This window comes from Nonomuraea sp. NPDC000554 (assembly GCF_040300065.1).
Lineage (GTDB): Bacteria > Actinomycetota > Actinomycetes > Streptosporangiales > Streptosporangiaceae > Nonomuraea.
Genome location: NZ_JBEPDC010000006.1, coordinates 255,304 through 268,575, shown reverse-complemented (window position 1 = coordinate 268,575; position 13,272 = coordinate 255,304). Strand labels below are relative to the sequence as shown.

General features: G+C 72.8%; 10 protein-coding genes and 2 pseudogenes. 4 read left to right on the top strand and 8 right to left on the bottom strand.

The annotated features are described in order from the left end of the window. Positions 1 to 18: 18 nt before the first annotated feature. On the top strand, positions 19 to 1,098 hold the full coding sequence (locus tag ABT294_RS14590) for a helix-turn-helix transcriptional regulator (protein ID WP_350806203.1): 1,080 nt from the start codon (positions 19 to 21) through the stop codon (positions 1,096 to 1,098). A gap of 76 nt (positions 1,099 to 1,174) precedes the next feature. Here the strand turns inward: ABT294_RS14590 and add are convergent, their stop codons facing one another. The 6 genes and pseudogenes from add to ABT294_RS14560 all read right to left on the bottom strand — a co-directional run bounded on the left by add (position 1,175) and on the right by ABT294_RS14560 (position 7,505). Further along, positions 1,175 to 2,119 carry an adenosine deaminase gene (gene add / locus ABT294_RS14585; protein ID WP_350806008.1) on the bottom strand — a complete coding sequence of 315 codons (945 nt, stop codon included), beginning with the start codon at positions 2,117 to 2,119 and terminating at the stop codon, positions 1,175 to 1,177. Positions 2,120 to 2,179: 60 nt separating this feature from the next. After that, a complete protein-coding gene (locus ABT294_RS14580; protein ID WP_350806007.1) occupies positions 2,180 to 2,953 on the bottom strand; it encodes an SDR family NAD(P)-dependent oxidoreductase in 774 nt (257 codons plus the stop codon). A 30-nt stretch (positions 2,954 to 2,983) separates the two neighbouring features. Continuing rightward, entirely contained in the window at positions 2,984 to 3,547 is a 564-nt protein-coding gene (locus tag ABT294_RS14575; RefSeq protein ID WP_350806005.1) for a TetR/AcrR family transcriptional regulator, read from the bottom strand. 86 nt (positions 3,548 to 3,633) lie between these two features. Next, positions 3,634 to 4,554: pseudogene (locus tag ABT294_RS14570) on the bottom strand (RNA polymerase sigma factor); the annotation flags it as partial. A gap of 435 nt (positions 4,555 to 4,989) precedes the next feature. After that, positions 4,990 to 6,420 carry a WS/DGAT/MGAT family O-acyltransferase gene (locus ABT294_RS14565; RefSeq protein WP_350806004.1) on the bottom strand — a complete coding sequence of 477 codons (1,431 nt, stop codon included), beginning with the start codon at positions 6,418 to 6,420 and terminating at the stop codon, positions 4,990 to 4,992. 32 nt (positions 6,421 to 6,452) lie between these two features. Further along, positions 6,453 to 7,505 carry a winged helix DNA-binding domain-containing protein gene (locus ABT294_RS14560; protein ID WP_350806002.1) on the bottom strand — a complete coding sequence of 351 codons (1,053 nt, stop codon included), beginning with the start codon at positions 7,503 to 7,505 and terminating at the stop codon, positions 6,453 to 6,455. A 9-nt stretch (positions 7,506 to 7,514) separates the two neighbouring features. Between ABT294_RS14560 and ABT294_RS14555 the strand changes: the two are divergent. Continuing rightward, a pseudogene (locus ABT294_RS14555) lies at positions 7,515 to 8,702 on the top strand (cysteine desulfurase-like protein). Between the two features lie 32 nt (positions 8,703 to 8,734). Then, positions 8,735 to 9,706 carry a tyrosine-type recombinase/integrase gene (locus ABT294_RS14550; protein WP_350806001.1) on the top strand — a complete coding sequence of 324 codons (972 nt, stop codon included), beginning with the start codon at positions 8,735 to 8,737 and terminating at the stop codon, positions 9,704 to 9,706. A gap of 73 nt (positions 9,707 to 9,779) precedes the next feature. Here ABT294_RS14550 and ABT294_RS14545 read toward each other — a convergent pair whose 3' ends face one another. Together ABT294_RS14545 and ABT294_RS14540 are read right to left on the bottom strand one after the other, a co-directional pair. Beyond that, positions 9,780 to 10,373: a TIGR03086 family metal-binding protein gene (locus ABT294_RS14545; RefSeq protein WP_350806000.1), complete on the bottom strand. Its 594-nt coding sequence runs from the start codon at positions 10,371 to 10,373 to the stop codon at positions 9,780 to 9,782. Between the two features lie 134 nt (positions 10,374 to 10,507). Then, on the bottom strand, positions 10,508 to 11,104 hold the full coding sequence (locus ABT294_RS14540; RefSeq protein WP_350805999.1) for a TetR/AcrR family transcriptional regulator: 597 nt from the start codon (positions 11,102 to 11,104) through the stop codon (positions 10,508 to 10,510). Between the two features lie 127 nt (positions 11,105 to 11,231). Here ABT294_RS14540 and ABT294_RS14535 point away from each other — a divergent pair, with 127 nt between their 5' ends. Then, entirely contained in the window at positions 11,232 to 13,238 is a 2,007-nt protein-coding gene (locus tag ABT294_RS14535; protein WP_350805998.1) for a HelD family protein, read from the top strand. Positions 13,239 to 13,272 lie beyond the last annotated feature (34 nt).

Here is a 13,272-nt window from a genome sequence, read left to right as displayed (position 1 = left end):
TGCTGGTCTGGCCGCGTGATGTCTCCGCAGGACCGGCTGGCTCGTGAGCTGTGCGCGGCTGTCGCGCACGGCGCCGGCCCGGACGAGCTGGGCGAGGTGATCTCCCGGGCGATCCGTCCGCACGTGGGGCACGACGCGCTGCGGCTGGTGGGCACCAGCCCGGCCACGGGGCTCGGTCAGGGGTCGTTCAGCTTCTGGCATCGCTACGAGCCCGACCTGATCGGCGCGCTCGTCCTGCACCGCTACCGGAACGGCGATCCGTGCAGCCCGGAGGTGCTCGCCCGGCTGCCGGTGCCCGTCGCCGTGGTCGGCCCAGTGGGTGACCCAGTGGGTGGCGCGCGGGGCTGTGTGACGGGCGAGGGCGGGGCGCGGGAGTTACTGGCCGCGCACGGGGTGGGTTGCGAGCTGCGGCTGCTCCTGCGCGACTCGCACGGCGTATGGGGCGTCCTCGGGCTGCTCAGGACGGAAGGCGGCAGGCCGTTCGACGTCGACGACACGCGCCGGGCGATGCGGCTGGTCCCGGCGCTGCTGATGACGTTGCGGACCTACGTCAGGGCGGGTCCGCTGGCCCCTTCGGTGCCCGCCATGCCCGCCGGGACGATCGTCATCGGCGCCGACCACACGTCCCGGGCGATCACCCCGCAGGCGCACGCCTGGCTGGAGCAGATGCGGACCCCCGGACGATCGAGCATGACCGACGAGGTCGCCGACCTGTTCATGATCGGACTGTCGATCGACACGCGGCTGCACACGCGCGACCCGCGCGCCTGGCGTCCGCTGATCTGCGCGCCGGCGGCGGGGTTCGGCAGATGGATGGCGATCGAGGGCCAGCCGCTCGACGCCGACGGCACCGGAGACGTGGCCGTCGTCATCCAGGCGGCGACGGGCGCGCTGCTGCTGCCGTCGTTCTGCGACTGGTACGGCATCACGCCCCGCGAACGCCGCGTCGTCGAGCTGCTGTGCGCCGGAGCGGCCCCCAAACAGGTCGCCCGCCGCCTGGAGCTGTCGGTGCACACGGTCAACGACCACCTCAAGGCGGTGTTCCGCAAAACCGGCGCCAGCGGCAGGGACGAACTGACCGCCGCCCTCACCGGCTGACCCGATCACCCGCCTCCGCGCCTGAACCAGCGGCTGCGCCGGCGAGCACCACGATCAGCACCCAGGTGGTTCCCCGTCACTGGGTGAGCCACCGGGCCACGTCGGCGCGCAGGGCCGCCTTCAGGTGCGGTGCGGCGAACGACGCGTCGATCGAGGCCGTGGCCAGTTCGGCGAGGGCCGTGTCGTCGTAGCCGAACACCTCGCGAACCCGCGCGTACTCGTCCGCGAGCGCCGTCTCGCCGTCCGTGTTGAGGGTGACGGCCAGCCCGGACGCGCGCAGCAGCGGCAGCGGGTGCTCCGCCAGCGACGGGACGAGGCTGAGCAGGACGTTCGAGGTGGGGCAGACCTCCAGCGGGATGCCGCGCTCCCGCACCTCGGCGACCAGGTCGGGGTCGTCCAGGACGCGGATGCCGTGCCCGAGGCGTTCGGTGTGCCCGACGGTGATGGCTTCGCGGATGCTGTCGGGTCCGGCGGCCTCGCCGGCGTGGTGCACCAGGTGCAGCCCGGTGTCCCTGGCGGTCTCCAGCACCTCGGCGAACGGCGCCAGCGGGTAGCTCTCGTCGCCCGCCAGCCCGATCCCGATCACCTCGTCGTGGCGGGTGGCGAGCTTGAAGGTCTCCCACAGCCGTTCGACGGGACGCCGCCGCGAGTGGTCCAGCAGCACCCGGCACTCGATCCCGTACCGTTCGGCCCCCTCGGCCAGCCCCTCCAGCACCCCTTCGAGCGGCATCTCCATGTCGCCGAGCCGCTCGCCGTGCGAGGCGGCGGTGAACATGACCTCCGCGTACCGGGTGCCCTGGGCCGCCTCGTCCTCGCAGAACTCCAGCGCCACCTGTCGGAAGTGCTCGCGGGTGCGCAGCAGCCCGCGCACGAGCGCGCGGTGGTCGGCGAACTCGCGGAAGGTGGCGAACGTCCCCTGCCGCTCCGGTGGCCCGCCCAGCTCGCGCTGGGTGCCGGGCCGCACGGTGCTCTCCAGGTGGACGTGCAGGTGCGCCTTGGGCAGAAGCCGAACATCTCTCACGCGTGCACCTTAGAGGCATTCCGGACGGTCGGCATCTAGATTCAGGACCGTCCGGCGCGGTCAGGCGGAGGCTCCGCCGTCGAGGACGAGGTCCTGGCCGACGGCGTAGCCGGCCCCGTCGGAGGCGAGCCAGAGGACGGCGCTGGTGATCTCGTCGAGACTGCCGACCCGCCCCGCCGGGTTCTGCTCCTTCATGCGGACGGCACGCTCGGCCTCGCTCTCGCCGGAACGCAGCGACATCGGCGTGTCGTGCGGGCCGGGACTGACGGTGTTGACGCGGATGCCGTCGCCGACGCACTCGAGCGCGGCCGTGCGGCTCAGCGCGGTGACCGCCGCCTTGGACGCGGCGTACGCGCCCAGTCCGGGGACGCGCTTGTGCGTGCCGACGTTGGAGCTGACGTTGACGATGACCCCGCCGCCCGCCTGGCGCATGGCGGCGATCTGGTGCTTCATGGCCAGGAAGACCCCTGTCGTGTTCACCTCGAACACCCGGGTCCACTCGCTCTCAGGCAGGTCCGCGACCTCGCCGAAGGTGAACGTCCCCGCGTTGTTGACGGCGATGTCCAGGCGGCCGTGCCGGTCGACGATCCGCTGGACGAGGCGCGCCACGTCGGCGGTGTCGGTGACGTCCACGGTGATCGCTTCGGCGCGACCGTCCTCGGCCTCGATCAGCGTGACCGTCTCCTCCAGCGGGCCGCGACCGCGGCCCGCCACGATCACGGTCGCGCCTTCGCGGGCGAAGCCGCGCGCCACGGCGCGCCCGATGCCGGAGCCGCCGCCCGTGACCAGGGCGATCCTGCCGGTGAAGTTGTTCGTCATTTCAAGAACGCTCATTCCAGTATTAGACGACGAAAAAGGGGCGGCTCAGACGAGCAGCCTCAAGGCTTGACAGGTGGCGTCCCGGAGCCTGGTGGGGTCGGGGGAGCCCTTGGCCATCAGGCGCAGCCCCTGCAGGAAGACGAGCACGAACCGGGCCAGCTGACGGGGGTCGCCGTCGAGCTCGCCGAGCGCCCGCGCCCTGATCAGCGCCGACGTCAGCGCGCCCTCCAGCTCCGCCCAGTTGTTCTCGACGAACCGCGCCACCGTGTGGTCGCGCGGCAGCAGCTCGCCAGCCGCATTGACGATCATGCAACCGCGCTGGTCGGCGATCGCCTCCTCGGTGTAGCTCTCGACCAGGGCACGCACCGCGGGCAGCGCGGGCCCCGGCTGGGAGAGCAGCTCGATGGGCCCGCGCCCGTCGAGGTAGCGCCGCAGGGCACGCAGGTACAGCTCGTGCTTGCCGCCGAACGTCGCGTACAGGCTGGCCCGGCCGATGCCCAGGTGTGCCACCAGGTCGGCCATGGACGTCGCCTCGTAGCCGCGCTCCCAGAACAGCTCAAGCGCCCTGTCGAGCGCCGCGTCGGGGTCGAACTCCTTGCTCCTTGCCACACCCAGGAGCCTAGAGCAATCTAGAACGAGCGGTCAAATATCCGGACGCACAGCTGCCCGGCAGGGATGCCGGGCAGGGCGGGCGGTCAGCTCAGGTAGTCGCGCAGGGTCAGGGCCCTCGACGGGTGGCGGAGCTTGGACATCGTCTTGGCCTCGATCTGGCGGATGCGCTCACGGGTGACGCCGTAGACGCGGCCGATCTCGTCGAGGGTCATCGGCTTGCCGTCGCTCAGGCCGTACCGCATCGTGATGACGCCGGCCTCGCGCTCGGTGAGGTCGTCGAGCAGGGCGCGCAGTTGCTGCTGGAGCAGCGTGAAGGAGACCGCGTCGGCCGGGGACACGGCCTCGGTGTCCTCGATGAGGTCGCCGAACTCGCTGTCGCCCTCCTCCCCGAGCGGGGTGTGCAGGGAGATCGGCTCGCGGCCGTAGCCCTGCACCTCGATGACCTTGTCGACCGGCAGCTCGGTCTCGGCGGCGATCTCCTCCGGGGTCGGCTCGCGCCCGAGGTCGCCCTGCAGGCGGCGCTGCGTGCGCACCACCTTGTTGATCATCTCGACCATGTGGACGGGGATGCGGATCGTGCGGGCCTGGTCGGCCATGGCCCGGGTGATGGCCTGCTTGATCCACCAGGTGGCGTAGGTGGAGAACTTGTACCCGAGCCGGTAGTCGAACTTCTCAATGGTGCGGATCAGGCCCAGGTTGCCTTCCTGGATCAGGTCGAGGAAGAGCATGCCGCGGCCGGTGTAGCGCTTGGCGATCGACACCACCAGCCGCAGGTTGGCCTCCAGCATGCGCTCCTTGGCGCGCACCCCGTCGTCGGCGATCCACTCCAGGTCGGCGCGCAGCTCGCCGGGCAGGTCGCCCTCCGTCTCGAGGCGCGCCCTGGCGAACAGGCCCGCCTCGATGCGCTTGGCCAGCTCGATCTCCTGCTCGGCGGTGAGCAGCGGGACCCGCCCGATCTCCTTCAGATACGTCTTCACCGAGTCGGCGCCGAGGGCCACCCCACCGTCGGCGACGCTGTCGTCCAGTTCGAGAACCTCTGCTACGTGCGACAACTGAGCACTCTCCTCACTCGGGTAGGAGCCAACCCGGGAACTCGCGAAAAGTTCGGGCGTCTGAGCATCGGCACCTTGGGCTTGGGGGCACGGGTGTGGCGGGACCGGGTAAGCCGTCTCTGACCAAGCTACCCAACGCTGGGCGGTGCGTAGCCTCCTGCAGCCCCCGATCAGTGGCCCCGAAGGGAAGGGCCGGATGTCCAGTGCGCCATCCTCAAGGTGCCACATGCCACCGACAGTTTCCGTCGACGAGGAACGTCGCGAAAAAGGTGCCTGCCCCTGCTGAGCGGGGCCTGCATCAGGGGCCACAGCCACCGGCGGTCGTCGGCCAGGGCCGGGTGCCGGGCACGACCTGCCTGCCGTGTGGGTCGTCGGCAGGCTACGCCCTTATTGCGGCAAGTTCTCTTCCGCGACGAGCAGGTCGTCGAGGGCCTCCCGCAGGTTTCGGGCGAGCTCCCACGCGTCGGGCACCATCTTCCTGTCGGTGACCACGCCGATGTCGAGCGAGCCGTCGTAGGAAAAGGCGGTGATGTTCACCCCGCCGCTGACGTCCGTGATCACCGAGACCGGGTAGTGGGTCAGCAGCCGCGCGCCGCACACGTACAGCGGGAACTGCGGGCCCGGCACGTTGGAGACGGCCACGTTGATGGGCGGCGCGGTCTGCCCGACCAGCCCGAACGCCGACCTGGACGCCAGTCCCATCAGGGCGGCGGGCATGGACTCGCTGAACTCGCGCAGCCACCGCGCCGGGGCCAGCGCGAACCTGTCCTTGATCCGCTGCATCGCCTCCCGCACCTGGTGCAGCCGCTCTACGGGGTCGTCCACGTGGACGGCGAGCGGCGCCGTCATGAAGGCCACCTGGTTGCCGGGGCCGTCCTCCCCCACGGCGCGCAGCGAGAACGGCACCCCGGCGACCAGCGGCTGGTGCGGGACGCCGCCGTGCGCGGCGAGCCAGCGTCGCAGCGCTCCCGCGCACACGGCCATGACCACGTCGTTGACGGTCACGCCGAAGCCCTTGCGGACCCGCTTGATCTCGTCCAGCGGCAGCGAGACGAACGCGAAGCGGCGGTGCGCGGAGATCGGGCCGCTGAACGGCGTGCGCGGGGCGGCCAGCGCCGGCAGGTCGGGCGCCCGCCCCGACCCGGCGACCCTGCGGGCCAGCCCGGCCACGACGCCGCTGCCGGGGACCCAGGACACGACGGGGATCTCGTCCAGGTGCGGCATGGCCTTGGCGGCGAACCGCAGCGCCTGGGCCGGATTGCCCGCCATTCTGGCCAGGCCGCGGGCCAGCATCTCCACCCTGCCGGGCGGGGGCGCGTCGTGCTCCGGCTCCTCCGTCGGCGGCGGGGCGGGTGTGGGGCCGGTGTCGAGCAGCGCGGCCAGCACGTCGGCGCCCCCGATCCCGTCGACGGCCGCGTGGTGGATCTTGGTGTAGAGGCCCATGCGCCCGCCGGACAGGCCGTGGATCAGGTAGATCTCCCACAGCGGGTGGGACCGGTCGACGCGGCGGGCGTGCAGCCGGGAGACCTGCTCGGCGAGCTGGTGGTCGTCACCGGGCGGCGGCAGGCCGATCTCGCGGACGTGGTAGTCGAGGTCGAGGTCGTCCTCCTGCTCCCAGTACGGGTGGTCGAGGCCGAGCGGCACCGGGGCGAGCTTGCGGCGCAGCGCGGGCACGTACGGGAGCCGCTGTTCCAGCAGGGCCTGCAGGTCGGCGCGGTTGAGATCCCCCTCCAAGATCGCCAGGCCGGCGATGTTGGCGATGTTGGTCGCCGTCTCGAAGTGGAGGAACTGCGCGTCCAGGGCGGTCAGCTGCGGCATTTGCTCACACCTCCGCCCCGAACAAACCAGACTCAGGCCACCACTTCAAGGGTACGGCCCGGCGCGTCGGGCTCGGCGAAGGCCAGCAGGGCCATGCCCTCCTCTTCCAGCTCGTCCGGCGCGACGGGGGTGAAGGGGGTGAGGAGCAGGGTGGCCTTCTTCGCCGTGCGCTTGATCTGCCACGTTCCGGCCACGAAGCCGTCGACCAGGTAGGTGGCCCGGACGCGCAGGTTCTTGGTGACGACCGCGCCGCGGTGCTCGTCGGCCAGGATTCTGCGGCGGTCGGCGTGGCCGAGGACGAGCGTGTCGAAGTCGGGCAGGAACCTGACGGGGGCGGGCTCGTCGCCGTCCGGCCTGGGTGCGTCCGGCAGGTCGAGCAGCTCCCTGCCCGCCTCGTCGGCGACGGTCACGAGGCGGTCGCGCATGCCGTCCAGGACGGGTTTGAGGCCCCTCAGCCCGGACCAGGCCTGCACGTCGGCCGCGGTGGCCGGGCCGAACGCGGCCAGGTACCGCTCGACGAGCCCCTCCAGGCTCGGACGCGGGTCGAGGTCGAGGCCGGGCAGGGCGAAGGCGGACTCGCGGGGGAAGCTCCAGCGGTCCTCGGTCGGCACCATGACCAGCGGGGTGAGCATGCGGACCGCGTAGCCGAGCGCCCGGTCGTAGGCGTCGGGGAACTCCCGCTGGAGGCGGGGGCGCAGCTCGTTGAAGGTGTGCGGCCCCTCCGCCAGCAGCCGGTCGGCGGCGGCCACCACGGCCTCGAAGTCCAGCTCGTCGAAGCGGCGCGCCGCGGCGGCCAGCATCGGCCGCATCAGCGGGCGGAAGGCGGCGAAGTCCTCGGCCGTCACCATGTGCAGGGTGCCCCGGTACAGGGTGGCGCGCACCATCGTGCGCGCGTGCAGCGCCGCGTGCAGGTCGTCGCGCGAGAACCCCTCCAGCCGGGCCCACACGCCCAGGTACGGCGGGCGCGGCTCCTGCGCCTGCAACCCGGCCAGGCGGCTGACCACGTCGGCCGGGTCGCCCTTGTGCCGGTGCAGGAGGTGCTGGCGGGCCAGCGTGGCCCGGTTGAGGTCTCTCAGGCTGAGCATCTACACATCATGCACTTCCCCCTCCAATCGGTACGAACTGCTTATCCGGCGCTGGCCGACGGCCACGCCTACCTCGACGGCGCCGCCGGAACCCAGACGCCCGAGTCCGTCATCGACGCCATCGCGGACGCCTACAGCGCCGGAATCGGCAACGTCGGCGGCGCCTTCCCCGCCGGCCACCGCTCGGACGCCATCGTGGCGGCCTGCCGCGCGGCCGTGGCGGACCTGGTCGGCGGGCACCCGGACGGCGTGATCCTGGGCCCGAACATGACCACCCTCACCTACCGGCTGTCGCGGGCGCTGTCCAGGCAGTGGAGCGCCGGCGACGAGGTCGTGCTGTCGCGGCTCGACCACGACGCGAACGTCCGGCCTTGGGTGCAGACCGGGGCGACGATCCGCTGGGCGGACGTGGACCCGGTGACCGGCGAGCTGCCGGTCGGGCAGTACGCGTCCCTGATCGGCGAGCGGACCCGGCTGGTGGCGGTGAGCGCGGCCAGCAACGTGCTCGGCACCCGCCCGGACGTCGCCGCGATCACCGCGCTCGCGCACCAGGCGGGCGCGCTGACCTACGTGGACGGCGTGCACGCCACCGCGCACGGCCCCGTGGACATGCGGGCGCTGGGGGCCGACTTCTACGCCACCAGCGCCTACAAGTGGTCGGGTCCGCACGTCGGCGCGGTCGTCGCCGATCCGGCCCTGCTGGAGACGGTCTGGCCGGACAAGCTCGCCTCCTCGCCCGACACCGTGCCGGAACGGTTCTAGACGGGCACGGCGGCCTTCGCCGACCTGGCGGGGGTGACGGCCGCGGTGGACCACCTGGCGGCGATGCTGCCGGGGACGGGCGAGCGCAGGCAGCGGCTGCTGGCCTCGATGGCCGCGGCGGAGGCACACGAGCTGGAGCTGTTCGCCGTCATGATCGCGGGTTTGCAGGCGATGCCGCACGTCACCCTCTACGGCAAGCCCGCCAGGCGCACCGCGACGGCCTACTTCACGGTGGCGGGTCACCCGCCGCGCGAGGTGGCCGAGCACCTGGCCGCGCGCGGGGTGAACGTGTGGAACGGGCACAACTACGCCTGGGAGCTGACGGCCGCGCTGGGCATCCGCGACTCGGGCAGCGCGGTGCGGGCGGGGCTCGTCCACTACAACGACCGCTCGGACGTGGACCGTCTTCTGGAGGGGGTGGCCCTGCTGGGCTGACCGCGCGCCGCGCGGATCGTAAGATCGTCCGGGTGAGCCTGCCTGCCGTGACGGAACCGGTCACGCTGCCGGTCGAGCCGGCGCGCGACCCGTACCACGTCTACCTCGACTCGCTCACCAGCCCCGAGTCGCGCCGGACCATGCGCGGCTGCCTCGACAGACTCGCCAAGCTGCTCACCGGCGACGAGGCGGCCACCGGCGCCGGTCAGCCCTGGCACCTGCTGCGGTACGAGCACACGGTGCGGATCCGGACCATGCTCACCGACCAGGGCTGGTCCGCGGCGTACGTCAACAAGCACCTGGTGGCGCTGCGCCGGGTGCTGAAGGAGGCCTGGCGGCTCGGCCAGACCAGCGCCGAGGACTACGCCCGCGCCTCCGACCTCGCGCCGGTGCGCCAGAGCCGCCTGCCCACCGGGCACCACGTCCCGCCGGAGGTGGTGGGCGCGGCCCTGTCGGCCTGCGACGACTCCCCTGCCGGGGTGCGTGACGCGGCGCTGATCGCCGTCCTGTACTCCACGGGCTGCAGGCGGGCCGAGATCGGCGGCCTCACGCTGTCCGACTACGACCCGGGGGCCAGGTCGCTGCGGGTGCGCGGCAAGCGCGACAAGGAACGCCTGGTGTACCTGACCACCGACTCGATCGGGCTGGTGGAGCGGTGGCTGGCGGTCCGCGGGGCCGAGCCGGGCGCGCTGTTCAGCCCGATCAGCAGGGCCGGACGGCTGCGCCGGCGCGACGGCCGCCCCGTCGGGCTGACGGGTCAGGGCATCGCCGACATCCTGGCCCGGCGGCTGGCCGAGGCGGGCGCGTCCCGCCGCACCGCGCACGACTTCCGGCGCACCTTCATCGGCGAGCTGCTGGACGCCGGGGTCGACCTGGCCACCGCCCAGGCCCTGGTCGGCCACTCCTCCCCCGCCACCACGGCCCGCTACGACCGCCGTCCGGAGAAGACCCGCCGCGACGCGGTCGACCGCCTCCGCCTGCCGGCGGCCCGCCCGCTCGCGTGAGCGCGTCCAGCCGCCCTGGACCGCCTGCCCGGGTGCGGGCCTCAACCGTCTGAGACCGCCTGCCCGCGGCCGTTCAGTCGGCTGTGGCCGTCGCGGGGCGGCCGAGGCAGGCCGCGAGCCGGTCGATCGCCGGAGCGTCGCCGGGCACCGGGGTGGGCGGCGCGAAGGGGCTCCGGTCGGCGGGGACGCCGGCGAGCTGGTCGCGGGTGAACTCCAGCTCGCGCTCGACGATGTCGTCGGGGAAGCGGGGTTCCTGGCCCGTCGCCCGCGCGAGGTCCCAGCCGTGGACCAGCGTCTCGACCATGCGCAGGTGCAGCGCCACGATGCCGGGGGCCGGCCCGATGGGCACCGTGACCACCCTGTCCAGCACGCCCGGCTGGATGAGCGCGGCCAGCAGCGCGTCGGCGGCGGCGCGGTAGGCGGCGACGGGCTTGTCACCGAGCGCGTCCTCGGCCTGCAGGCGCCGCACGTCCTCGCGGGACAGCTCCTGGCCGCGCAGGATGGAGGCGAACGCGCGGTTGCCGACGACCAGGTGGTTGACGAGGCGGCGGACGTCCCAGTCGGTGCACGGGGTGGGATCCGCCCACTGCTCGTCCCGCACGGCCGCGACCAGCCGCTCGGTGTCGGCGAGAACCTGGGCGAGCTGCTCTACGGGAGTGGATGTCATCGGATGGACCTCCCAGGACAGCCGGTGGCGTCCGGCTACCGGCGCGGCTTCCGACTCCACGCATCAGGTTAGGCGAAGACGCCCACGATTTCGGGGCAAATGCCGCAGTTGACGCGGACGACCGGCGCGGCTCGTCAGGGGAGCATGGAGAAGGCCCGGTCGGCGGCGCGGACGGCTTCGGGCTCGACCTCCAGCAGCGGGCGGCCGTCCGACAGCGCCTGCCAGTTGCGCCGGGCCAGGACCCGCTGCGCGGCCAGGATCCGCGCCGCCAGCAGGTCGGCCGTGAGGTCGTCGGCCGTCTCGGCGAGCGCGTCGGCGAGGGCGCGCTCGTCCAGCGCCATGTGGTGGAACAGGCGGGCGACCAGGCTGGGCGTGGAGAAGACCATGCGGTGGTAGGCCACCACGTCGGGGTGGTCGTTCAGCCCGGTGACCGGGTCGCGGCGGGCCAGGCCGTCGAGGAAGTGGCGGTGCAGCGCCCGCATGGGGTCCTCGCCGGGCGCCCGCCCTCGCACCACGCGGGCCGCCTCGCCCTGGTGGTCGGCGATGCGGTGCAGGACGAGGTCCTCCTTGGTCGGGAAGTACTTGAACAGCGTCGGCTTGGACACCTGGGCGGCGGCGGCGACCTCCGCGACCGGCACCTCGTCGAAGCCGCGCTCCAGGAAGAGCGCGATGGCCGCCTCGGAGATCGCCTCGTGCACCCGCTGGCGGTGCAGCTGCCGGAGTCCTGTCATGAGGACAGCCTAGCAAATCCTTAACCTGGTTAAGACTTTAATCCAGTTAAGCGACAGGTGCGGCCCGGCCTCCGCAAGTGTTAACCTGGTTAAAATCTTAACCGAGTTAATGCTTTCTGGAGGTGCGATGTCCACGCTCGACGAGGAGAGGCAGTACGTCGAACGGTGCAAGGCGGGGCTGCGCAGGATGCTGGACTCGGCCCGCCACAACGTCATCGTCGGCGAGAGCGTCGCCGGCGACCGCTACAGCGCCGAACGGCTCGGCCGTCACCTCAAGAGCCTGGCCAAGGAGCTGAGCGAGGAGCCGGAGGGTCCGCCGTTCTTCGGCAGGCTCGACTTCGGCCCCGACGCGGCCGACCACCGCGGCCGCGCCTACCACATCGGCAGGCGGCACATCAGCGGCGAGCACGGCGGCCCGCCCGTCGTGATCGACTGGCGGGCGCCCGTGTCCCGCGCCTTCTACCGCGCCAGCGCCCGCGACCCGCAGGGGGTGGCCGTGCGCCGCCGCTTCGGCTGGCAGGACAGCACGCTCACCGGCTTCGAGGACGAGCGGCTCGGCCAGGGCGAAGAGGGCGAGAGCCGGATCCTGGCCGCGGAGATCGAGCGCCCGCGCGTCGGCCCGATGCGCGACATCGTCGCCACCATCCAGCCCGAGCAGGACGACCTGGTCCGCGCGGAGCTGGAGGAGTCGATCTGCGTCCAGGGCGCGCCCGGCACCGGCAAGACCGCCGTCGGCCTGCACCGGGCCGCCTACCTGCTGTACGCGCACAGGCAGCGGCTGGAACGCGGCGGCGTGCTGGTGCTCGGCCCCAACCGGACCTTCCTCGGCTACATCTCCGCCGTCCTGCCCGCCCTCGGCGAGGTGAACGTCGAACAGACCACCCTCGAGCAGCTCCTCGGCGGCTCCACCGGCGTGACCGCGACCGACAGCGAGGCCGCCGCGGCCGTCAAGCACGACGTCCGGATGGCCGAGGTGCTGCGCGGCGCCCTCTACGGCCGGATCCGCGAGCCGGTCGAGCCGGTCACCGTCCTCGACGGCTCCTACCGCTGGCGCGTCCACGAGGACGAGGTGCGCCGCATCGTCGACGACACCCGCCGCGACGCGCCGCCGTACGCGATCGGACGGGAGCGGGTGCGCGCCAGGATCGTCGACGCCGTGCGACGCCGGGCGGAGGCACGCGGCGCGACGCCCACCGCCGCCTGGACCCGCAAGGTCGGCAGGGCCGTCACCCCGTTCCTGGACGCCGTCTGGCCGGCGGTCCGCCCCGAGGAGGTGCTGTTCGAGGTGCTGCGCGCGCCCGCCGACCACGGCGTCCTGACCGCCGGGGAACGCGCGGCCATCACCTGGGCCAAGCCGCCGCGCACGCACAAGAGCGCCAGGTGGACGCAGGCGGACCTGGTGCTGCTCGACGAGCTCGCCGGGCTGCTGGAACGTCCGCGCGGCTACGGCCACGTCATCGTGGACGAGGCCCAGGACCTGTCGCCGATGCAGTGCCGGGCCGTGGCCAGGCGCAGCGAGCACGGCTCGATCACCGTCCTGGGCGACCTGGCGCAGGGCACCACGCCGTGGGCGGCCAGGTCCTGGCCGGAGCGGCTGGAACTGCTCGGCAAGCCGAAGGGGCAGGTGATCGCGCTGACGACCGGCTTCCGCGTGCCCGCGGCGGTGGTGGACCTCGCCAACAGGCTGCTGGCCTCGCTGGACGTGGACGTCCCCGCCACCCGCTCCTACCGGTCCGACGGCAGGCTGCGCCTCACCCGCGTCGACAGCCTGGAGCGCGGCGTCGTGGACGCGGCGCGCGAGGCGCTGACGTTCGAGGGGTCGATCGGCGTGATCGCCGCGGACGCGGCGGTCGAGCACCTGACGTCCGCGCTGTGGAACTCCGGCCTCGACGTGGGCGACCGGCTGCGCGTGGTGGGCGCCTCGCTGGCCAAAGGGCTGGAGTTCGACCACGTGGTGGTGGCCGAGCCCGCCGACATCGTGGAGGCCGAGCGGCGCGGCCTGAACCGCCTGTATGTGGCGCTCACCCGGGCCGTCTCCCGGCTGGACGTGGTGCACGCCCGCCCGCTGCCTCCCCAGCTCTCCGAACCCGCTCCAGTCGTTTCACTCGACAGCACGCTCACCTTCGGTGTGTGATGTGACCTAGGTCAACAACGGGCCGCCGCTTCGT

Bases quoted from the DNA above. Each gene is read 5' to 3' on its own strand.
- ABT294_RS14590 (WP_350806203.1), top strand. From the start codon at position 19: ATGTCTCCGCAGGACCGGCTGGCTCGTGAGCTGTGCGCGGCTGTCGCG.
- ABT294_RS14580 (WP_350806007.1), bottom strand. From the start codon at position 2,953: ATGAGCGTTCTTGAAATGACGAACAACTTCACCGGCAGGATCGCCCTG.
- ABT294_RS14565 (WP_350806004.1), bottom strand. From the start codon at position 6,420: ATGCCGCAGCTGACCGCCCTGGACGCGCAGTTCCTCCACTTCGAGACG.
- ABT294_RS14560 (WP_350806002.1), bottom strand. From the start codon at position 7,505: ATGCTCAGCCTGAGAGACCTCAACCGGGCCACGCTGGCCCGCCAGCAC.
- ABT294_RS14545 (WP_350806000.1), bottom strand. From the start codon at position 10,373: ATGACATCCACTCCCGTAGAGCAGCTCGCCCAGGTTCTCGCCGACACC.
- ABT294_RS14540 (WP_350805999.1), bottom strand. From the start codon at position 11,104: ATGACAGGACTCCGGCAGCTGCACCGCCAGCGGGTGCACGAGGCGATC.
- ABT294_RS14535 (WP_350805998.1), top strand. From the start codon at position 11,232: ATGTCCACGCTCGACGAGGAGAGGCAGTACGTCGAACGGTGCAAGGCG.